The organism is Pontibacter mangrovi, from assembly GCF_006385705.1.
In the GTDB taxonomy this organism is placed as follows: domain Bacteria; phylum Bacteroidota; class Bacteroidia; order Cytophagales; family Hymenobacteraceae; genus Pontibacter; species Pontibacter mangrovi.
Genome location: NZ_VFRQ01000001.1, coordinates 291,482 through 312,802, shown reverse-complemented (window position 1 = coordinate 312,802; position 21,321 = coordinate 291,482). Strand labels below are relative to the sequence as shown.

At 50.5% G+C, this 21,321-nt stretch carries 21 protein-coding genes; 11 read left to right on the top strand and 10 right to left on the bottom strand.

Translation table 11 applies throughout. The features are described from left to right. Nucleotides 1–56: 56 nt before the first annotated feature. Nucleotides 57–638, bottom strand: coding sequence for a hypothetical protein (locus FJM65_RS01400; protein WP_140618635.1), 582 nt, complete (start codon nt 636–638; stop codon nt 57–59). Nucleotides 639–850: 212 nt separating this feature from the next. On the opposite strand from FJM65_RS01400, the gene FJM65_RS01395 reads away from it, so the two are divergent. Beyond that, nucleotides 851–1,528 (top strand): cytochrome c oxidase subunit 3, encoded by a 678-nt coding sequence (locus tag FJM65_RS01395; protein WP_239022787.1) that lies wholly within the window; start codon nt 851–853, stop codon nt 1,526–1,528. Nucleotides 1,529–1,609: 81 nt separating this feature from the next. On the opposite strand, the gene FJM65_RS01390 is transcribed toward FJM65_RS01395, so the two are convergent. Both FJM65_RS01390 and FJM65_RS01385 read right to left on the bottom strand, forming a co-directional pair. Further along, nucleotides 1,610–3,832: a gliding motility-associated C-terminal domain-containing protein gene (locus tag FJM65_RS01390; RefSeq protein WP_140618633.1), complete on the bottom strand. Its 2,223-nt coding sequence runs from the start codon at nt 3,830–3,832 to the stop codon at nt 1,610–1,612. Between the two features lie 112 nt (nt 3,833–3,944). After that, the gene (locus FJM65_RS01385) at nt 3,945–4,343 is read right to left on the bottom strand and encodes a hypothetical protein (protein WP_140618631.1); all 399 of its coding nucleotides are present in this window, start codon (nt 4,341–4,343) and stop codon (nt 3,945–3,947) included. A gap of 362 nt (nt 4,344–4,705) precedes the next feature. Here FJM65_RS01385 and FJM65_RS01380 point away from each other — a divergent pair, with 362 nt between their 5' ends. Further along, the gene (locus FJM65_RS01380) at nt 4,706–5,173 is read left to right on the top strand and encodes a hypothetical protein (protein WP_140618629.1); all 468 of its coding nucleotides are present in this window, start codon (nt 4,706–4,708) and stop codon (nt 5,171–5,173) included. A gap of 128 nt (nt 5,174–5,301) precedes the next feature. Here the strand turns inward: FJM65_RS01380 and FJM65_RS01375 are convergent, their stop codons facing one another. The 3 genes from FJM65_RS01375 to FJM65_RS01365 all read right to left on the bottom strand — a co-directional run bounded on the left by FJM65_RS01375 (nt 5,302) and on the right by FJM65_RS01365 (nt 7,344). Beyond that, nucleotides 5,302–5,733, bottom strand: a complete 432-nt coding sequence (locus FJM65_RS01375; RefSeq protein ID WP_239022786.1) for a DUF2147 domain-containing protein — start codon at nt 5,731–5,733, stop codon at nt 5,302–5,304. A gap of 600 nt (nt 5,734–6,333) precedes the next feature. Next, complete coding sequence (locus FJM65_RS01370) at nt 6,334–6,708, bottom strand: hypothetical protein (protein ID WP_140618626.1); 375 nt, start codon at nt 6,706–6,708, stop codon at nt 6,334–6,336. Nucleotides 6,709–6,783: 75 nt separating this feature from the next. Then, nucleotides 6,784–7,344, bottom strand: a complete 561-nt coding sequence (locus tag FJM65_RS01365) for a C40 family peptidase (protein ID WP_140618624.1) — start codon at nt 7,342–7,344, stop codon at nt 6,784–6,786. 249 nt (nt 7,345–7,593) lie between these two features. Here FJM65_RS01365 and FJM65_RS01360 point away from each other — a divergent pair, with 249 nt between their 5' ends. Both FJM65_RS01360 and FJM65_RS01355 read left to right on the top strand, forming a co-directional pair. Continuing rightward, nucleotides 7,594–8,010 (top strand): hypothetical protein, encoded by a 417-nt coding sequence (locus FJM65_RS01360; RefSeq protein ID WP_140618622.1) that lies wholly within the window; start codon nt 7,594–7,596, stop codon nt 8,008–8,010. 100 nt (nt 8,011–8,110) lie between these two features. Then, a complete protein-coding gene (locus tag FJM65_RS01355) occupies nt 8,111–9,919 on the top strand; it encodes a M61 family metallopeptidase (RefSeq protein ID WP_140618620.1) in 1,809 nt (602 codons plus the stop codon). A gap of 60 nt (nt 9,920–9,979) precedes the next feature. On the opposite strand, the gene FJM65_RS01350 is transcribed toward FJM65_RS01355, so the two are convergent. Beyond that, on the bottom strand, nt 9,980–10,708 hold the full coding sequence (locus FJM65_RS01350; protein WP_140618617.1) for an SIMPL domain-containing protein: 729 nt from the start codon (nt 10,706–10,708) through the stop codon (nt 9,980–9,982). A gap of 169 nt (nt 10,709–10,877) precedes the next feature. Between FJM65_RS01350 and FJM65_RS01345 the strand changes: the two genes are divergently transcribed. Further along, nucleotides 10,878–11,324 (top strand): hypothetical protein, encoded by a 447-nt coding sequence (locus FJM65_RS01345; RefSeq protein ID WP_140618615.1) that lies wholly within the window; start codon nt 10,878–10,880, stop codon nt 11,322–11,324. Nucleotides 11,325–11,359: 35 nt separating this feature from the next. Here the strand turns inward: FJM65_RS01345 and FJM65_RS01340 are convergent, their stop codons facing one another. Then, nucleotides 11,360–12,784, bottom strand: a complete 1,425-nt coding sequence (locus FJM65_RS01340) for a Glu/Leu/Phe/Val family dehydrogenase (RefSeq protein ID WP_140618612.1) — start codon at nt 12,782–12,784, stop codon at nt 11,360–11,362. Between the two features lie 294 nt (nt 12,785–13,078). Here FJM65_RS01340 and FJM65_RS01335 point away from each other — a divergent pair, with 294 nt between their 5' ends. Further along, nucleotides 13,079–13,573 (top strand): hypothetical protein, encoded by a 495-nt coding sequence (locus tag FJM65_RS01335; RefSeq protein WP_140618610.1) that lies wholly within the window; start codon nt 13,079–13,081, stop codon nt 13,571–13,573. A 65-nt stretch (nt 13,574–13,638) separates the two neighbouring features. Here the strand turns inward: FJM65_RS01335 and FJM65_RS01330 are convergent, their stop codons facing one another. Then, on the bottom strand, nt 13,639–14,238 hold the full coding sequence (locus FJM65_RS01330) for an FKBP-type peptidyl-prolyl cis-trans isomerase (protein WP_140618608.1): 600 nt from the start codon (nt 14,236–14,238) through the stop codon (nt 13,639–13,641). A 284-nt stretch (nt 14,239–14,522) separates the two neighbouring features. On the opposite strand from FJM65_RS01330, the gene FJM65_RS01325 reads away from it, so the two are divergent. Genes FJM65_RS01325 through FJM65_RS01310 form a run of 4 tightly spaced genes read left to right on the top strand, consistent with a single transcriptional unit; the run spans nt 14,523 to nt 19,128 of the window. Then, nucleotides 14,523–15,161, top strand: coding sequence for a TetR/AcrR family transcriptional regulator (locus FJM65_RS01325; RefSeq protein ID WP_140618606.1), 639 nt, complete (start codon nt 14,523–14,525; stop codon nt 15,159–15,161). Next, a complete protein-coding gene (locus FJM65_RS01320; RefSeq protein WP_140618603.1) occupies nt 15,148–16,518 on the top strand; it encodes a TolC family protein in 1,371 nt (456 codons plus the stop codon). Before FJM65_RS01325 ends, FJM65_RS01320 begins: the two co-directional genes overlap by 14 nt. Before the next feature lie 14 nt (nt 16,519–16,532). Beyond that, on the top strand, nt 16,533–17,576 hold the full coding sequence (locus FJM65_RS01315) for an HlyD family secretion protein (protein WP_140618601.1): 1,044 nt from the start codon (nt 16,533–16,535) through the stop codon (nt 17,574–17,576). A 4-nt stretch (nt 17,577–17,580) separates the two neighbouring features. Continuing rightward, nucleotides 17,581–19,128: a DHA2 family efflux MFS transporter permease subunit gene (locus FJM65_RS01310; protein WP_140618598.1), complete on the top strand. Its 1,548-nt coding sequence runs from the start codon at nt 17,581–17,583 to the stop codon at nt 19,126–19,128. Between the two features lie 61 nt (nt 19,129–19,189). Here FJM65_RS01310 and FJM65_RS21610 read toward each other — a convergent pair whose 3' ends face one another. Next, the gene (locus FJM65_RS21610; RefSeq protein WP_262710922.1) at nt 19,190–19,321 is read right to left on the bottom strand and encodes a hypothetical protein; all 132 of its coding nucleotides are present in this window, start codon (nt 19,319–19,321) and stop codon (nt 19,190–19,192) included. 442 nt (nt 19,322–19,763) lie between these two features. Between FJM65_RS21610 and FJM65_RS01305 the strand changes: the two genes are divergently transcribed. Beyond that, complete coding sequence (locus FJM65_RS01305; RefSeq protein WP_140618596.1) at nt 19,764–21,320, top strand: FMN-binding glutamate synthase family protein; 1,557 nt, start codon at nt 19,764–19,766, stop codon at nt 21,318–21,320. Nucleotide 21,321: the final 1 nt, after the last annotated feature.

The window sequence follows — 21,321 nt, the reverse complement described above, 5'->3', positions numbered from 1 at the left end:
ATACCAGAAGGCAAGCGGCATCAGAAGATGTAGCGCTGGGGGCTGTAGCGGGCGATTTAACGAAGGTTCAGGTTTACCACACGGGCGCGGTCGATGGTAATGCGGAGGCGGCCTGACAGGAGTTGGGCATAGGCCACCGGCAGCGTTGCCTGAAAGTTGTCGAGCATTAAATCGAAGGTGGAGGTGAAAAACAGGACGTCTTTTTCGGAAGTAAAGCCGACAGGTATGACCGTTTCGTTTAGAACGCCCTGCAGGTTAACCGCTACTGTACGCGGCATGGTGATCGGCGCGAAGCCTCCGGCGTTTATCAGTTGCTCCGGGGCCTTCATGGTGAGGAGGAGCTGCGGGTATTTTGCTCCGTAAAGCACCTCGTAGGCCATAGAAGCAGGAATGGTGTCCTGGAGCGGCACAAGGGTGGACACTGGCAGCAGGCACTCAAGCTGCTGCGTCTGCTTGTTGTACCGCACCAGCATTTGCTCCGAACTAAACTGGTAAAGCCCCGTTTCGCCCTCCAGCGTTACCAGTACCCGGTTGTTGCCGGTGTAGGGCGTCTTGTTTTGCTGGGCAAAGCCGGGTGTGGAGGCAGAAAGGGTTGTCAGCAATAACATCAGACAAAGCACGTGGAGCGGCATTTTCATGGGGCAGCGGTTTAATTCTTACATTATCCCTATTAACGCAAACCAGAACGTTATGGTGGCCCTTGTTACGGCACTTTGCAGGGGATAGTTTGTGCAACAAAAAGTTTCGGGGACTGTTTATAGAAAGGAGCCGGTTATGGCGCAAATTAACCGCCTGTTTGTAAAACTATAACATCGTTGCAAAAGTATAAATTACTACAAAACAGGGTGCGGTGCGTTTATTCACAGAAATAGCCGCGCAGCGCAGGACAACGGAGCAGAGGATGAACCAGGATAAGAAGAATCAAGTAAACCCCAAGCAGAGATCGGCATTTAAGCGGATAGAGAAGATGCACCCTATCCGAATGCTGCTGTACCTGAGCATGGTAGGCATCGGGGTGCTGTTCTTTATACTTGTGATAGCCTTTGTACGCACAGGCGGTTTTCCGGAGGGCCTTTCGGAATTGCCCAAATTCTTCAGCGTCAGCACGGTTTTGCTCCTTTTCAGCAGCTACACCATTTCCAGGGTGCCACGCCTGTACAAGAAAGAGAAGCTCCGTAAAATGGCCCGCTATTTATCCGCTACTTTGTTTCTAGGGCTTCTGTTTATCGGGGCGCAGCTGCTGGGCTGGAACGAACTGGCCCGAACAGGCATCTATTTTACCGGTAAAACATCCGGCACCTACCTGTACCTGATCTCCGCGCTGCACATCCTGCACTTAACGGGTGGCATCATTTTCCTTTCCTTTATGGTATTCAAAACCATCTACGTCAACAGCGACAGCGTCCGCAGCCTGGTTTTTATACGCGACCCTTTCAGGCGGCTGCAGCTTTCCATGCTGAACAGCTATTGGCATTTCATGGATTTCCTGTGGCTGGGTTTATATTTTGTGCTGATGTTTAGTGTTTGATAATTAGCTTGGTACTGTTCTGTAGTGCCATCAAAACTTAAACACTAGGTTTGAAGTTTTACACATCTTTTCCTGTACTCTTTATCGCACCAATGTCACGCTGCCTTTGTAGGTGGTCGTGTTAAAATCGATCATGTAGAAGTATACGCCGTCGTTCAGGTTGGCACCGTCCCACTTAAAGGCGCTGTCTGTGCTCCGGTATACTTCACGGCCCCAGCGGTTGTAAATACGGATGTTTTGGAAGGTGGCCGAGCAGAACTCCTGTGGCAGGCCGGGTATTTCAAAGAAGTCGTTCTTGCCATCGCCGTTAGGCGTAAAGATGTTGGGCGGCACATAACTGCCCACCTTAGGCACCTCCACCCGAAACTCTACGGTCAGCTGTTGCGGCTTAGGGGCACAGTTTTCTTCCTGAAGTATGAAATTGACGCGCAGTACCTCGTCTTCCGTTTTAGGACAGGCTGGCAGCCAGGTAAACTTTCCGTTGGCAGCTCCGGCCGTACCTGATCCTGTAAACTGCATTCCGTACTCCTCCAGGTTAAATCCCTCTCCGGCAGCCTCCATCCGCAGGTTGTCCTGGTCTATATCGAGGCCTGACAAGTTCAGTTCAAAGGCTTCATTAAGCTTAAGAGTGTAGGTCAGCGCGGGATTATCCGCAGAAAGTATAGGGGCCTGGTTGTCTGAGACAGGTACAACCTCAATGGTTTCTTTCCGGACGGTTTCCTGGCCGCAGACGGTGGTGCGCAGCATAAAATCAACAGTATACAGCTGCTGTTTCATTGTCTCGCAGGTGATGTCCCATACAAATGGTGAGCTGGTTTCGCCTGCGCCGTTTCCGCTCTCAAAGCGTATGTTCTGGCTGCTCATGTCAAAGTCCCTGCCGGTTGCCGATAAGTATACCATGTCATCATCGGGATCCAGCCCAAGCACCTCAAAGTTGATCTGATCGCCTTGCCTTACTTCAAATCTACGGGTGGTGGTGGAGAGTGAAAGGGTAGGAGGTGAGTCGGGAGGTGGGGCGATGGAAAAGCTGAGCCGCACGGTGTCCTGTTTTGGGAGGCTGCAGCCATCGTCCTTCACGATCAAGTCCAGTTGGTAGACCTTTCCTTTCGTATCGAAGCACTCTTCAAAGCAAAGGGTTGCCCGGAGGGTATCTGTGGCTGCGCCTTGGTTGATTATTCCACTGGATGGACCCGAGACCGTGAAACCAGCCTCTGAAAAGTTAACCGGCTTCGCCCGTAACTCCACGTACTCACTCAGGTTAGGGTCCGTAAAAAGTATCTCCATGCACCTAGTGGCTTCTCTGGAGTTGATGCGCAAAACCTGTCCCTCTTGGTAAAGCGCTTTAGAATCGGGCTCTCTTAGCATGACCTGCGGGGCTTGGTTATTCGGGCACTCCAGCACCAGCACCTGAAATTCGCGGCGCACCTCACCCAGCTTCGTGCCGTCGCGGTACTCTTCTATCTTGACGCCGAATACAAAAAGCCCTTTCTGTGCCGGGCGCATTGTGAGCAAGCCAGTTTTGGCATCAATATTTATTGCCGGCGAGCCGTGGATCTGGTCAACTGTGCTGTAGCCGGGGCGCCAGGGCACTGTGGGGTATGGCGCTGGCTGCGGCGTTACATAATACACCGGCGGAAAAGTATTCAAATCATAGTAGGCGGGCAGATCTGCAGAGGTATAGCCATTCAGCGGCGTGACCATGCTGTACACCAGGGAGTCGCCATCCGGGTCGGTGCCGTTAAACTCGTAATAAAACAGCTGATCCACGCAGGCATAGTCGCTAAGCGGTGGGAAAAGGATGGGAGAGGAGTTCTGGAAAAACTGCCCCTTCTTTACAACTGGTGGAAACTCCATATAGAAAACCTGTGCCGCGGCATCAGGGTCTATAATATTGTTAATGGTATGGTTGCGGCAGCACCGCTCCCAGGTAATGTAATAGCCTTCGGGCAGGTTGTAGAGGTTTGGGTCGAGGTAAATGTTAGAAGTATAAACCCTTTTATCGGTCACCAGCTCTCCCACCGTGCAGTCTATATTGGTATAAGGCACCCTTGTTACACTGCTTAGGCTGAGGTTGAACCGACCTACAAAGGCATTGGAGGCTTTGCTGAATACATTGATGGACACATAGCTGTCTTTGGCGCCCGAGCTGCCGTGCACAGCGTCAAAGTATAGGTTCAGGCTGAGTTTGTAGTTATAACCGCTCAGGTGCTGCATCTCAAACTCGCCACCGACAATATGCGTGGCCCTTGCCGTAACGGTAACGCTTAAAAAGAAGAGGAAGAGCAGGAGTATACGTTTCGGCATAGGATTACCTTTCGATTAAAGGAGTTGACTGCCTTAAATATACTTTTTATTGGAAATATTTACATGTTAAAAAGGGAATAATTTAGGCGTTGCTATGCGGCTGTTAGGGTATTTACCTCAGCACATGCTCCAGCAATTCCTCAAAAGGGAGTGGCCTGGAAAAAAAGGCATCCTGGTAGCTGTTAGCCGCCAACCGGATATAGCCGGGCTTTTTATTTACCTCCACATAATCTAGCAGCACGTTGCCGTACAGCTGGTTGCAGAGGCTGCTGCCGGGCACATCGGAGGCCGGAGGGGTAAGCACCACTTTCCATATTTGCTCCAGGTAGCGTTCGTGGCGCACTTTTAAGGTATTGGAAGTATGGACGGTATATCCAAGGGCTTTTACCCGCTCTTTCAAAAAATCAAACAAGAAACTGAACTCAGAGGCTTTGATGCGCGGGTCGTAGAATAAAAGAGTCCCCCTTAGGTTTTCCCCCTCCACCAACTGCACCCGGAACGCTGCCGGCATACCAGCCTTTTTGTAATGGTAAGCTTTAAAAAATCCTTTGGCATAGGGCAGGTATTTTTGGCCGTTCACCCACGCCTGATAATCACTCAGATAGCTGGGCGCACGCTTTATGGCCTTGCACGTTGGTAAAGAATCTTTTAGGCCGAACAATCGGGAGAAAAAATCGTTAAATGGCATCTGATAATTTACCTTGTAACACACATTCGCCGAAATAGTTTATTCCAGATGAAAAAGCCGGCAAGGTATACGCCGGTTATGATTAGCTTACGCTGTATCTTTAATTATTCATTTACTAGCTGCTTGCAATAGTTGCCGGATCTCTCCTGCAGTTGTGGCAAAAGCCGCTGCCAACGCAGATCAAAATGGAAGTACTGACACAAGAATTAGAAACCAAAAAGCGCCTGCTGCAAGAGTGCATCAAGCTGCTGAACGAGCAGATCAAAGCTGCCAAAGACGCCATGAACGAGGCTCAGGAAAGTGCTAACGACCATGACGGGGCCATGGAGGACAAGTTTGAGTCTTTCCGGGAGAACTGCCAGATACAGCGCGACCTGTACGCCCGGCAGTTAGACGAGCTAATGACCACACAAAGTGTGCTGCGCCGCATTAACGCCACCAAGTTAAACCATGATGTGTCACTGGGGGCCGTGGTGCACACCGACCTGCAAAAGTACTTTATTGGGGTAAGTCTGGGAGAGATCAAAATAGACGGCGAGTCATACTTTGCCATTTCGGGCATGTCGCCGCTGTTTAAAGCCATGATGGGTAAAACAGCCGGAGAAACCTTTGTATTTAGAGACAAAAGCTATAAGGTTTTGCAGGTTTTCTAGAAAATGACGCTGCTGCTCCTATATATAAAACCCCAAGCCGCTGTTTGTAGTTAATAGGCTTGTAAAGGGTTAATAAAAAAGGGGATAGCTGCCTGGCTACCCCCTTTTCCTTTTCTATAGCACGAGCTTTAGTCTACCCGCGTCCAGGTTTGTGCCCGGCCTATCAGCGAGATGCCGATATAGCCTTTCACTTCCATTTTATCTTTGCCCAGCATCTTCATGTAACAAGAGTAAGTTTTGCCACTCTCCGGGTCATAGATTGTGCCGTCGTCCCACTTGTTGCCTTCGTCATACTCAAAGCCTTCCATAAAGCGCAGGCCAATAAGCGGTCTGTAACGCATCTTCTTATCAGGATTGTTATCGTCCACTTTAGGCTTGCCGTTTCGCATTGGCTCTTTCAGCGATACAATCTTGCCACACAGCTTATCCCCGCATTTATAGATCTCAAATCGCGCTTTGCCTTCTTCGTTTGTCCAGGTGCCCAACGGAGAAAGTTTCTGGGCCCATGCCCCGGAGGCCATTAGCATGAGCACAACAAGTGTTAAAAGGTGCTTTTTCATTATAGGTTGATTAGTTGATTTGATCAATTGAATATAAGGTATAAATAGATAACAACCGCTTTGAATTCCAAAATTCCAAAAAAGATTATTTTCAAAGATTATAAATTTTGCCTGATGCTCCCCGTCTTTAAAGCTGAGGCACAGGTGCTTGTGGTGCAGCCGGTGCAGGCGGTTAGAAAGTGACCTGTACAAAGACGAAAACATTGTGAACTTTTACCCGTTTTTTTATCTTTATACACAAGTGAGTGGCGAGTGCCACGGCCTTTATACTTCAGGCTTTTAAATGAAAGCTGCAAAGTATAAGGTTTATGTCGGACTAAAGAGAAAGGAGGTGCTATGTCTAATCCATCGGTCGTCTTAGTAAGCCAAGGTAATAATGTTCACGTAAAAGGTGAGCTGGCTTAGTAAGCAGTACTGGCTACTGCTTACGCAGATAGCGATTTACCTTTGGTCTTCTTGAAAAGATGGTAAACTGAAAAACAGGGCGCCGCTTACTAAGAAATTGAAGGATTTTTTTGGAACACCTGGTGTACTTTGACGGGCTACACCAGGTGTTTCTTTTTTATCTACATTCCAAGGCTGAGGTTTATACCTCACGGGCTATAGGTCGTCTTTATAGATGCTGTTGTTGCGGGTTCTCCTTTCCTGCACAAAAGTGCCCACATAAAACGCAACGGCGACAAAGCAGCTCAGCGCCATGAGTAGAAGTACAGTATGGCGAAAGCTCATCGACACTATTTCTGAGCCGGCTTGCCAGGCTATGACGAGCCCCAGCAATAAAGTAAGCGCCGTAACGGTATGGAACACGAACCTGTTGTGCTTGCGCAGGTGGTAGGTGCAGGCAAGCAACAGCACCGCTACAGAAGGCGCCACCAGTGCCTCTGGAGGCCTGGCCGGATTTTCAAAATAAAGTATAAGCCCGGCCACAAGTAGCACCAGTGCATTAACCGTATTTACGACATAGGGATGTACCATAGCGCAGATAATTAGCTGTCTATAGCCGTTTTGCGGCTATGGTTGTATGTACGAAAAATATGAGAAGGGTTATACTTACAGCACGCGGCGTGCCTCCAGAAAGCGTATTTCGTAGCGGGTTCCTTCTACCTGGCTTACCTTAACGCCACCGTTAGAGGAAGCATGCACAAAGGAAACGGTGTCTTCTTCAGGCGCTGTGATCACAATGCCCACGTGGCCCGGCTCTCTTACATCCGGGTTTGTACCCGTAAAGATCAGCAGGTCGCCAGGACGGGCCTCTTCTAAGGGCACGTTAATGCCTTCTTCTGCCTGCATACGCGAAGAGTGCGGTAGCGCCACATCATACTTTCCGTACACATGCGTGATGAAGCCAGAGCAGTCAAAACCGTCGGGAGTCTCGCCGGCCCAGACATAGGGCGTGCCGCGCAACGACATGGCGTAGTCAATCAATGAGGCATACACTTCCGTGTTCGCTTCTGGCAACGTGGCCACATCTTTCAAGGGTTTTACTTTAGGTGCAAAGGCGGCCTCTGAGGTAGTATGTGCGGTAGAGGAGGCAAAATGCTGCGGCACAAATACAAACAACAGTACTAGCAGCAAAACTGGGGAAACGATTAATAACAAAGTCTTTTTCATAGCGTGTGGTTTTTATACTTAAATAAGAAAAGACCATGCCATTTTATAGTTGCACGCAATTTCTTACAGAAGCATCTGGCTTATAACATAGATTATCGCCTCTAAAGTTCTACCCCCGCCTTGGCCTTATTGAACCTGTAAAAACATACATTCACAAAGATGCACGGCTAGATTATAATTTATACAGTATATTTGTAAATAAAGCTATAAATTATATTGCATTTATAATAATGCTGAAGGAGATCCTTTATGGAAGTGTTTAAGGCAGCCTCTTTGGAAGTACGCGCTGAAAACGAGAACAGTCGCTTGAGGCTGCGTTGCTTTAACAAACATAACCCAGACGAGTTTAAGACCGGGCTAATGGAAGCACTGGCTTATGCCGAAAAGCATCGCATCAAGCATTGGCTCCTGGACCTGCGGGAGATAGGGGAGTTGGAGGATGAGGAAGAGGCCTGGCTGCAGCGGTACCTGTTCCCGTGCATGATCCAGAAGATGAAAGACGGCAACTACATTGCCATGGTCTTGTCTAAACTGTGCTATTACCGGCTTCTGGAACGGGCGGGTAAGTTAGGGCTTGAAAGCTATAACGAGATGATTGTATTAAAGGTGTTTTTTGAGCTGCACAAAGCGCAAAAATGGTTAAACAGCAAATCAGAAACTGTGTAGCCAAGCAAATAACAACGGTTGCACGGCTTAATCGATTTTGAAAAGCTCGTTAATTGTTGTAACATAGCCAGCGCTAAAACTAACATTCCTTTAAACACACATGTACAATCCTAAACAATTTAAACTCTCACTCTTACTCGTTCTTTTCCTTTGCCTTGGCCGCAGTGCCTCGGCCCTTGCCGCCGAGCTGCGCTATACATTGTCCATGCCTGAGCCGCATACCCATTATTTTGAGGTGGAGGCCGAGCTTAGCGGTGCAAAGAAAAAATATGTTGACTTTACCATGCCTGTCTGGGCGCCCGGCTCATATCTGGTGCGGGAGTTTGCCAAGAACGTGGAAGGCTTTGAGGCCACTGACGGCAACGGCAAGGCGCTGCGCAGCGAGAAGATCGACAAGAACACCTGGCGGGTATACAGCAACAGGGCAAGCGTAGTTCGCGCCTCTTATGATGTGTATGCCTATGAAATGAGCGTGCGGACCAGCTTCCTGGACGCCTCGCACGGCTATGTGAACGGCACCAGCATGTTTATGTATCCAGAAGGCTACGAAAAGCAACAGGGCACGCTGGAGGTAAAACCCTACAAGGGCTGGGATAAAGTATCCACCGGCTTAAAGAGCACCGGTACGTTTACCTATACCTTCCCTAATTACGACATCCTGGCCGATTCCCCGTTGGAAATCGGAACGCACAAAGTATACGAGTTTACGGCGGCGGGCGTGCCCCACGAAGTAGCCATGTATGGCGAGGGCAACTTTGACCCCGAGCAGCTGATGGCCGACATGAAGAAAATAGTGGAGGAAGCCATTAACGTGATCGGAGAACTGCCTGTAGACCGCTATGTGTTTATCGTGCACAACCTGGAGCGCGGCGGCGGCGGCCTGGAGCACCTTAACTCCACCACCCTACAGACATCCCGCTGGAACTATGGCTCCGAAAATGGTTACAAGGGCTTCCTGGGCCTTGTGGCGCACGAGTATTTCCACCTCTGGAACGTGAAGCGCCTTCGTCCGGTTGCTTTGGGGCCGTTTAACTATAACGAGGAAAACTATACCCGTATGCTGTGGGTGTCGGAGGGCATTACCAGCTATTATGATGACCTGATCGTGCGCCGTGCCGGGTTCTATACCCCGGAGCGTTACCTCGACATTGTGGCGGGCAGCATCAATTCTGTTGAGAACACGCCAGGCAACAAGATACAACCGGTAGCAGAAGCCAGCTTTGACGCCTGGATTAAATACTACCGCCGCACCGAGAACTCAAACAATGCGGAGGTTTCCTACTACACCAAAGGCGGCGTGCTGGGCCACTTGCTCAACATGGAGATCATGGAGGCCACCAAAGGCGAGAAAAGCCTGGACGATGTGCTGCGTTATATGTATGAGCGCTACTATAAAAAGATGGGCCGGGGCTATACAGATGATGAGTTTAAAGCAGCCGTAGAGAAAGTAGCCGGCAAGAATATGGATGCCTTCTTCCGCAACTATGTGAATGGCACCGCATCGCCGGACTATAATGAGTACTTTGACGCAGCCGGCCTGCAGCTGGTAAACACCAACGAAGGCAGCGAAGAGGTAAATTGGGGAGCTTCTACGTATTCTTCCGGTAATAACGTGATCGTACGCAGCGTAAGCCGGGGAAGCAGCGCCTGGGATGGTGGCATTAACGTAAACGATGAGATCATTGCCGTAAACGGGTACCGTGCCGGGGATAATGTTGCAGAGCGCATCGAATCTATGAAAGTAGGGGATACGGTTGAGGTGCTTGTAGCCCGTGACGGTAAGCTTGTAACGCTCAACGTTAAGCTGCAGAAAGACGAAAGCGTGCGCTATCAGCTTATACCGGTAGAAGACCCTTCTGCCACGCAGAAAAAGGTCTTCAACACCTGGTTGAAAACCAGCAACAGTTAAGAAGATATACCACTTAAAAACAGGAAAGGCCGAGGTTTATACTTCGGCCTTTTTTATTGCTCAGTCCAGACGGAAGGAGGCGCTGACTACGGCGGTGATCTCTTTGTCTATGGAAGTGGCATCGTTTATACCATAGTCGGAGATCATGTTCGAGTTTACCGGCGTGATCTGTATTACCCCCATTCGGGCGTTTGTGATGGGGCCAAGATCGCGACCGGTGGCTTCGGTTATCTTCTGGGCCCGTTGCAGCGCGTCTTTGGCCGCATCCGCCTGCACCTCTACCTTCAGTTCGGCCAGCTTAGTATAGTAGTACTCCGGCGGCATCACCATGATGTCTATACCCTGTTCCACCAGCGAGGTCATGTCCAGCGACACCGCTTTTATTTTCTGCACGTCCGGCGATGTTACCTGCACCACCTGGCTGGCGTTATACTGCACAATGCGGCTGGTGCTGTAGCCCTGCGGGGTCACTTCGTATACCGGATTCAGGTTAATGGTGTTCAGCTCGATGGCTTCTTCCGGAAAGCCTTTTTGGCGGAGATACTCCAGCACAGAGGGGCGCTGCTGCAAAAGGCTCGCATAAGCCTGCTTGGCAGTAGGGGAGGAAGCCTGAATCGTGCTGCGCAAAATTCCCATATCTGACACGATCTCGCGCTTGGCGGAGCCGGTAACGTTAATGGTTTGGTTAGCCTGATCTCTTGATCTCAGGAACAACGTTAGCAGGAGTGCGCAAAGCACCAGGCTAACACCAAGTATGAGCGATGGGACCACAAGGCTGTTCCTGTTCATGTAGTAGGCTTTTAAGGTTAGTTTAGTAATAAATCATGCCATACGCTACTTAAACGCATATTCCCCCATAAAAGGTGTGTAAACACCTGATACTCTTGCAAAGTATGAATTTGTAAATTCGTTAGAAGCTACGTAATTTAGGATTTGAATATGCATATATAATGCTCATATGATGATATTCGACTCGCCTTACGTTCACATCTCTTTCCGGGAGGAGAGGGGCCTGTTACTCATCCAGTGGCTCCGGAAGCCAGACCACGCAAAACTGGTGGAAGCATACCTCTGCGCACTGGATTTTGTAAGCAGCTCGCTGAGCACCCTGTTCTTCTACACCGATCTCACTTCCATTGGTCCCTTAAGCCGGGAGCAGGAAAACTGGCTTACGCAGGAATTTTACCCTAAAGTATACCAGTGCTTGCAAACAGATATTTTCGCTGCTGTCGTTTTTTCTGAAGATCATTTTAAGGCGATCGTGACGAATTACCAGCTACCTTCTGCAGCCCTGCAGCATCACTTTATTCAATTTAACTACTTCACGAGCCAGGAAGAAGCGCTGCAGTGGCTTTTGGACGTAAAAAAGGGCCAGGATGTGGCAAATTTGCCTCGCATCAGCTGACCCTCTATACTTAGGTATACCTTTCGGCAGGGGCATCACGGGAAGATACCTAGCAGCTCGTAACTTACCCCTATCTTTTCTATGGCTGTCAGGAAGGCGGCCGTGCGCAGTCCCGGCGTTTTTTTCTCCATCATCACATCCCGTATCTCATGGTAGGCATGGATCATAGTGTCCTCCAGTCCTGAGCGTACAAGGCTGATCTCATCGGCTCCCTGCGTCAGAAAGGCGCGTTCGTTTGCTGTCATGGTTTTGCCGGAAGTACTTTCTATGGCGTTCACCAGGCGGCGGTAACTGGCCTCTTCTGCCCGTTTTCCCATCCGCCCAAAACGCACATTCGATAGGTTTTTCAACCACTCAAAGTATGATACGGTTACGCCCCCTGCATTCAGGAAGAGATCCGGAAGTATAAGGATATTGTTCTGCAGCAGGATGTCTTCTGCCTCGCGCGTGACAGGTCCGTTGGCGCCCTCAGCCACAATCTTTGCTTTTATTCTGCCTGCATTGCCGCTATGGATTACGTTTTCCAGGGCTGCCGGTAGCAGAATGTCACATGCTAGCTCCAGCATCTCCTCCGAGTTCTCGTAGTTTTTGCAGTCCTTAAAGTTTAAGATAGAGCCGTTTTCGCTGCGGTGCTTAAAGGCCTCCTTCACGTCAATGCCGTTCTCGTTGTAGATGCCGCCCTCGCGCTCAGCTATACCGGTAATAATGGCTCCGTCCTGTTGGCAGAAATAGGCGGCATGGTAGCCCACGTTCCCCAGCCCCTGCACAATTATCCGCTTACCTTCCATGGTGCCGCCGTCCAGGCCTCTGCCTTTCAGCATCTCTGTATCAGCCAGCAGCTCACGCAGGCCAAAGTATATGCCCAGGCCGGTAGCCTCTGCACGTCCTCTAATGCCTCCCTGCCCCACGGGTTTTCCCGTCACACAGCCCAGCGCATTGGTCTCGCCATACTTCAGGGCCTGATACGTATCGGCAATCCAGGCCATTTCGCGGCTGCCTGTTCCGTAGTCTGGTGCCGGAACGTCCATGCCTGGCCCAATCAGGTTCTTTTTGATGAGCTCAGCTGCGTACCTGCGGGTCACTTTTTCCAGCGTTTTAACAGAGCTCGTGCGCGGGTTAATCTTCACACCTCCCTTTGCCCCTCCAAAGGGCACATCCACTACCGCACACTTAAAGGTCATCAGCGTAGCCAGTGCCTTCACCTCGTCTTCGTCTACCTGCATACTAAAGCGGATACCGCCTTTCGAGGGCAGCTTGTGGTGGCTGTGCTGCACGCGTATGCCTTCAAACACCTCCACTTTCCCGTCTATCTCTACCGGGAAAGATACTTTATACACGCTGTTGGTGGTCTTAATCTGAGCCAGTATACCCGGTGATAGTCTGGAAAAACTGGCCGCATGATCGAAGTACTGATGAACACTATCTAAGAATTTTTTTCCTTCGTTAGGTGTGTGTGCCATACATTTGTTCTTTTTAGGATGGATGGTATGATGCCTTATGAACGGCTATACGCTTTAATTGTTCTGTTCCGATATTATATGGTATGGCTTTAAACACAGTGTAGATAGTAGAACTAGGTTTAAACGAAGGGATTACATATTTTTATACTTGTACTATTGGATTAAATTATAAAACATATTGTTTATATGGATTAATAATGTGATCTTTACAATAAATATAATGCAGTTAGTGCCAACTTAGTGCAGATTGGCGCAAATAGGCCTTTATAAAATTTACCCATATTTTATTGTGCTATGACTGAGAATAAACTAGTTGCCACAGATGTCTCTGCAGAAGGCCAAACCGTTGAGCTGCATCAATCCGGCTTTTTCTCTTTGAGCTATAGTGAGGAGGATGAAACGCTGATTGTGCGGTGGCGTGGCGAAGTGAGTTCTGAGGAATTACGCAACGGGTATGTGCTGGTGATGGACCATGTGCGTCAGCTTAGGGTGCGTAAATGGCAACTGGATCTGCAGAACCGAGACACCATTAGGGGAGAAGACCAGCGGTGGATTTTCGAGCACGTATTTCAGGAGGCGCTGCGGGTGCTGAACTGCGATATTTTTGTTGCCGTGGTCTTGCCCGTGTTTTTGTTAGACGGCCTGGTGAGTGAACTGAGCGGCGATGAATTGATGCACGACGGAAATTTTCTTATCATGCAGCATTTTATGTACCGCGAAGAAGCGCAACGCTGGCTAAACGAAATGCACCAGCCCAAACCAAGCAACCTTAGCCCATCCGGATATTAAATCTTAAGTATAAAAAAAGCCCGGCTAGCTAGACCGGGCTCCTAAAGTATAGTATGTGCTGCAGCTTATTTTACCTGCAGCAGCTCTACGTCAAACACAAGCGTAGCATTTGGCCCGATCACATCGCCGGCGCCCTGCGCTCCGTAAGCAAGCTCTGAAGGTATAAACAGTCTCCACTTAGCGCCTTCCTTCATTTGCTGCAGCGCCTCTGTCCAGCCGGCAATAACACCGTTAACCGGGAAGGTAGCAGGCTGTCCACGCTCGTAAGACGAGTCAAATGTAGTTCCGTCGATCAAGGTGCCGTGGTAGTGCGTTGTAACTGTGTCTGAGGCAGACGGCGACTTACCAGTTCCTTCTTTCAGCACCATGTACTGCAGGCCGCTCGGCAAAGTATGAACGCCTTCTTTATTTTTATTCTCAGCCAAAAAAGCCTCACCTTCCTGCTTGTTAGCAGACCCTGCCGCATTCTGCTTCTGCGCCATTTCCTGCTGTAAAGCCATCATTGCTTCCTGCACCTCCTGCTGCGAAAGGGAAGAAGGCGTGCCAGCCTGTATATCTTTCAGTCCTTGCATAAACGCCTCAGACTCCACCTCAATGCCTTGCTTTTTCAGGTTGGTGGCCATGTCGCGGCCAATAATGTAGCTGATCTTTTCTTTTAAATTCATAGTGTAAGGCACCCTTCGATGCGGTTTAGTTTATAGTGTATTATACTGATAGTATACTCACAAAGCTACCAATATTTTAGCCCGCACCCAAGTTTGGGCCTGATTCACCTCCACAGCTGGCGTTACAAGCCCTGGCAAGCATCGTTTGCTGATACGGCAGAGCCTGGCTTCCCGCCGCCTTACATACACGATAGAGCAAAAATTTGCAGCTTTTGGATTTATGTTACCATTTGATTTGTTAATTAATTAATCGATTGATTAACTTTGCAGCCTCAAAATTTAAAATGGTTACTAAAAAAGAAGATAAGAAAGAGCATATTATTGACACTGCCGAGCGCGTGTTTGGCGAGTTTGGCTACGAAGGCGCCTCCACGCGCCTCCTGGCCAGCGAGGCGGGCGTCAATATGGCGATGCTGAACTATTACTTTGGCTCTAAAGATGGGCTCTTGCGCGCCGTGCTGGAACGAAGGATATCGAGTATGCGCGCCGTGCTGGAGGACATTTACCAGCAGCCGATCACGAACTGGCAGAAGCTGGAGCGGATGATCGAAGCGTACCTCAACCGTGTGCTCACCAACAACTGCTTTCACCGCCTGGTGCAGCGCGAACTCTCGCTGGCGCAGCGCCACGACACGGCAGACCTGATCTCAGAACACGTCTTCCTTAACCTCAAGGTTATGCGGCAGGTGATAGTAGACGGCATGGCAGACGGTACTTTCAGAGAAGTGGACGCTGAAATGACCATCGCCTCAGTGATTGGAACCAAATATTACCTCCTCAACTCAACCGATATACTTTCGCGGCTCCTGAATGCCGATATGCAGGACAAAGTGCAGCTGGAGGAGGTGATTAAGCCCCGTGTTAAGAAACATTTACTATCCCTATTAAAATCATACTTACTAAAACAGAATGAAGAAAAATAGTATCTACTCGCGCTGGCTGCCACAGCATTTCTTTTCGGTAGCCAAAAAGCGTGCACTCATACCTCTTTTGGTCCTGGGGCTATCGGGGGCGGCAGCGGCACAGGAGGTAAGACCGCTTTCGCTGCAGGAGGCCATCACAATGGGAATTGAAAACAGCAAGCAGCTGCAGCTGTCGCAGGCCAAAGTGGAGGAAGCGATTGCCCGGTATAACCAAACCAAAGACAAAGCCTTACCCACCGGAAATGTAAGCTATACTTATAACCACGCCGAGATACCTACCACCACGTTCAGGATGTCGGAGCAGGGGGAGCCTTTTTATTTGCCGCGCCGCGCCGATGCCTTTATTGGAACGGCCTCGCTGCAGGAAGTGCTTTTTAGCGGCAACCGCCTGAAGTATGCGCAGGAGACGACGGGCCTGCTTACCCAAATTGCCCGCCTGGATGTAGAAAAAGATGAAGAGGAGGTAGCCTACCATATCACCGAAGCTTACCTGAGCCTGTATAAACTGCAGCAGAGCCAAAAGGTGGTGAACCAGAACCTGGAGGACGTAGACCGTCAGATAAACCGCGCCCAGCGTTTTTTTGAGCAGGGTTTGGTTACTAAAAACGATGTGCTGAGGTTTCAGCTGCAGCGAAGCAACATAGAGCTTTCTCAGGTTGATCTGGAAACCAACCGTAAGATTGTGGTTTATAACCTGGCTTTGCTCCTGGGCTTGCCAGAGGATGCTGACTTTGTGGCACAGGAAGTGGCGTCGCCGGAGCAGTTGGCGGCTAACCTGAGCACCTACCTGGACTCAGCGATGGTAAACCGACAGGAACTGCGAAGCCTGGGGCTGCAGCAGCGGGTGGCCGAAAACAACCTCAAATCAGTTCGGGCTGAGAAGCTGCCATCGGTTATACTTGGTGCTGATGCTTATTTTATCAACCCCAGCGGGGCTTTTGTTCCATCCAAAAACAGCTTTATCGCACCATTTACTGCCGGCGCTACCGTGGCCTGGAACTTTGATGAGCTGTGGCTGAACAAGAACAAGGCGCAGGAAGCTATCGTGAAGCGAACAGAGGCAGACTTAGGGCGACTGACAGCCATCGACATGGTGAAGACGGAAGTGAACAAAAGCTACCAGCAGTACCAGCAGGCCAAAGAGCGCGTGCATATCCTGGAGGCAGCGATAGCGCAGGCGCGTGAAAACGACCGAATCCTGGAATCGCAGTACCAGAACAAGGTTGCCACCGCCACCGACCGCATCGATGCCGAAACGCAGCTTTTTCAGCAGTTGGTGAATCTGGAACTGGCCAAGGCCGATGCCGCCCTCGCGTATTATACTTTATTAAAATCAACAGGAAACATCATCCAATAACACTTTTACCTTTCATGGAAACCGAAAAGAAGAAAACGAATAAGGTCTTTATTTTTATACTTGCCGCCATTCTGCTTATTGGCGGGGGCTATGGCATTAAAGAGTACCTGTACCTGAGCAAGCACGAAGACACGGACGATGCCCAGATAGACGCTGACATCAGCCCGGTAGTGGCGCGCGTGAGCGGCTACGTGGACACCATCCTGTTTGAGGAGAACCAGCATGTGCAGCAGGGTAAACTACTGGTGAAGCTTGACGACCGTGACTATAAAATTAAAGTGGAGCAGGCTATGGCCGCGCAGCAGGGCGCCTCGGCTAGCACAAACGTGACACAGGCCCAGGTAAGCACCACGCAGGCAAACGCCTCTACTGCAAAAGCCAACGTAGAGGCAGCTAAAGTAAAAGTATGGCAGACAGAGCAGGACTTTAAGCGCTATGAGAACCTGGTAAAAGACGGCTCTATAACCCAGCAGCAGTTCGACCAGGCAAAGGCGCAGCGCGATGCGGCCCGTGCCGCTTACCAGGCGGCGCAGGACCAGTACAGAGCCGCTGTAGAGCAGATCAACACAACTAAATCGCAGTTAGTAGTTAACAATATCGGTGTGGACCAGCGCCAGGCAGATGTTGACTTTGCTAACCTGCAGCTGTCTTACACCAGCATCGAGGCACCAGCTTCGGGCATCGTGTCGAAGAAAAACATACAGAAAGGGCAGCTGGTGCAGGCAGGACAGACGCTGTTTTCAATTGTTAACGACAACAGCCTATACGTAACGGCTAACTTTAAGGAGACGCAGTTGGAGAACCTGCACCAAGGGCAGCATGTGGACATCAAGGTAGATGCTTTCCCGGAAGAGAAAATCGAGGGCGAGATCTATAATTTCTCTCCGGCCACGGGCGCCAAGTTCTCGCTGCTGCCTCCGGACAATGCAACCGGTAACTTTGTGAAAGTGGTACAGCGCGTGCCTGTTAAAATTAAGCTCCATGCCAGCCAGGAGGTGCTGCAAAAACTGCGTGCCGGAATGAGCGTGCATGTGTCGGTGCTGACGAAGGAGGGATAATCGAATGCCTGAAACCGGATTAAAAAAGTGGCTCATCACGCTGACGGTGATCACTGCTTCGCTGCTGGAGCTGATCGACACCACGATCGTGAACGTGGCCATGCCCCAGATACAAGGTAACCTGGGAGCAACGCTGGAGGATATTGCGTGGGTGGTGACAGGCTATGCGGTTGCCAACGTGATCATTCTCCCGATGTCGGGCTGGCTGGGAGGCCGCTTTGGCAGGAAGAATTACTTTATGGCGTCCATCATCATCTTTACGGTTACTTCTTTTTTGTGCGGTAACGCATCGAACTTCGATGAACTGGTGATCTTCAGGATCATACAGGGCCTTGCCGGGGGCGGCCTGCTTTCTACGGCGCAGTCCATTCTGCTGGAAACATGGCCGCGCGAGCAGGTGGGCACGGCCACGGCACTGTTTGGATTGGGAGCAGTAGTGGGGCCAACGCTTGGCCCTACTATCGGCGGGTACATCACCGACAACTACTCCTGGCCCTGGATATTTTACGTGAACATTCCTGTGGGTATACTGGCGGCCTTTGCTACCTATACCTTTGTCAAGGCCACGCCAAAAGAATCCAAAGGCTCCCCGATTGACTGGTGGGGAATCGGATTACTGGCCTTGGCGGTGGGTAGCCTGCAGACGCTGCTCGAAAAGGGTGAGAGCGAGGACTGGTTTGAGACAGGATACATTATTGTGTTGGCTGTGTTGGCTGTCCTTGGTGCGATCCTGTTTATCTGGCGCGAGCTCAGCACCGATCATCCTATCGTAAACCTCAAGATTTTAAGGCACAGGAGTTTTGCCATTGGTATGTTTACCTCGTTTGTGCTTGGTTTTGGCCTGTATGGGTCGATGTTCGTGTTTCCGATCTTCTGCCAGAACCTGCTGGGCTTTACTGCGCAGCAAACAGGGCAGCTGCTTTTGCCGGGCGGCTTGTGCACCATAATTATGATGCCGTTTGTCGGTAAGATGCTGCAGCGCGGCGTGCCGGCGCAGTTTATGGCTACTGTCGGGATGCTGCTGTTCTTCGTCTTTTCCTGGATGCTGAGCAATTCATCGCTAGCCTCTGGCACCGGCGATTTCTTCTGGCCACTGGTGATTCGCGGTGTAGGCATGTCGCTGCTGTTTGTGCCGCTGACAACCCTGGCCGTGCAAGACCTGCACGGGAAGGAGATAGGGCAGGGCACAGGCCTGAACAACATGAGCCGGCAGTTAGGGGGCTCCTTTGGTATTGCCGCCCTCACCACGCTTATACACGTGCGGCAGGGGGTGCACCGCAACAACCTGCTGGTAAACATCAACGAGTATAACACGGCCTTTGTGCAGCGTTTTAATGGGCTGGTGCAAAGTTTCGTATCGAAAGGCTATACTTTTTTAGATGCCAAAACGGCGGCTTACAAAGCGCTGGAAGGCATGGTGACAAAGCAGACATACCTGCTAACCTATACAGATGCGTACTGGGTGGCGGGCCTGATCATGCTCTTCTCTATTCCGCTGCTTTATCTGCAGAAGTTTAAAAAGAACGCCAACGTGCCTACTGATGTGCACTAGGCTTGCCACAGAAACAGAAAGGGGCCGCTCTAAACAAGAGCGGCCCCTTTCTGTTTTATAGTTACAGGTATAAATAATACTCTTCTTCGGAGAGGTCTATTTCGATTTTGCCTGGTGAAAGGTATTTATTGATGAAGACACTCACGCTGGCGCCAAGCAGCAGCACGGATGATACAGCAGCGATTCTTTTCATAATTATCGGAAAGTAAAGGGTTAGTTGAGGGTGTTAACGCTTTCGCTACGCAAAGGTTTTCATACCTATGCCCTAGTTCATGCTATATTGTGGCAAGCTTAATGCGCCTAGGCTGTGGCGTATAAAATCTGTGCAGATATAGCTGGCTTTTATCAAAAAGATTCGCATAACTTTGCGTCAGAAGAACAGTTCATGCAACCGCGGCAATCACATAGCAACCCTGCGTTTGCCAGTATACTTTATACTGGTATGGTCGCGGCGTCGCATCATGTGTCGCTGTGCGATGCCTTGAACGGTTACTGCCTTCCCTTTTATACTACACCCAAAGACTTTAGCTGATCTGCCCAGGGTTGCCGGCTGTTACTGTTGGTTTGGCTACTCTGGAGAACTTACCCCCGCGATTTCTAAAGTATAAACGTCAGCATTTCAAATTTTTGGTTTTATGGCAACTACTGTGAGCGTCAGGCGCGTGCTTTCATACGCCTTTGCAAGTGCTTATCTTGTTACGCTTTTCTTATCTATTTTCGACAGGCAGGCGCTCTGGCTCTTCCTGCTGCTCGTGCCCCTGCACCTCGTGTACCAGCACAACGTCCGGCAGGCAAAGCACACGCTGCTGCGCAACTTCCCGCTGGTAGGCTACCTGCGCTATTTTTTTGAAAGTATCCGTCCGGAGTTTCGGCAGTATTTCTTTGAGTCTGACACCGATGGCAAGCCTTTTAGCCGCCGGCAGCGCTCCATTGTATACCAGCGCGCGAAGAACGTGCGCCAGACGGTGCCGTTTGGTATGCACAGCAACAGCCTGGAGATTGGCTATGAGTGGATAGCCCACACCATGTTTCCGGTGCACGTGAAAGAGGAAAATCTGCGCGTACTGGTGGGCAGCAGCCAATGTAAGCAGCCCTACAGCGCCAGCATCTATAATATTTCGGCCATGAGCTATGGCTCGCTGAGCAAGACCGCCGTTACGGCCCTGAGCGCGGGTGCCAAATTAGGCGGCTTTGCCCACAACACAGGCGAGGGCGGGGTGAGCCCCTTCCACATACAAGGCGGCGGAGATTTGATCTGGCAGATCGGTACGGGCTATTTCGGCTGCCGCGACAAGAACGGAAGCTTCTCTGAGGTGCTGTTCCGGGAGCAAGTGGCGCACCCGCACATCAAAATGGTGGAGATAAAGCTCTCGCAGGGAGCAAAGCCGGGGCATGGCGGTATACTGCCGGCGGCCAAGAACACGCCTGAGATCGCAGCGATACGGAAAGTAGAGCCTTATACGACCGTGGCATCGCCTCCGGCGCACGCAGCTTTCAAAGATCCGTTCACGATGCTGCTGTTTGTGGAGAAGCTGCGCGTTTTGTCGGAGGGCAAGCCGATAGGTATAAAGCTTTGTATCGGTAGCAAGCAGGAGTTTGAGCGATTGTGCCAGGAGATGATGCACAACCGCATTTACCCGGACTTCATTACGATTGACGGGGCGGAGGGCGGCACAGGTGCGGCACCGCTGGAGTTTACTGACAGCCTGGGTATGCCGCTGTACGATGCGCTGGCCTTTGCCCAAAGCACGCTGCGGAAGTATGGCTTGCGCGATGAAATAAAAATTATTGCTGCCGGAAAGATCATTACCGGCGTGGATATCATCAAGGCAGCCTCTTTGGGGGCTGATATTTGCTACAGTGCGAGGGGCATGATGTTCGCGTTGGGCTGCATTCAGGCGCTGCAGTGCGACTCCGGCCGCTGCCCTGTAGGCATTGCTACCCAGGACAAGAACCTTTACCAGGGGCTGGATGTGGCCGATAAGCGGGTGCGCGTGGCAAACTTCCATGGCAACACCATCAAATCCACTGTAGAGGTGATGGAGGCCTGCGGCTTCGACAGTTTAGAGAGTATAAAGCCGGACAAGATTTTCAGGCGCGTGGAGCAGGGTCGCAACATGAGCTTCAAGGAGTTATACTTCCCGAAGAGCCAAACGCCCAGCACTATCAACAGGAACTATGTATTAAATTGAT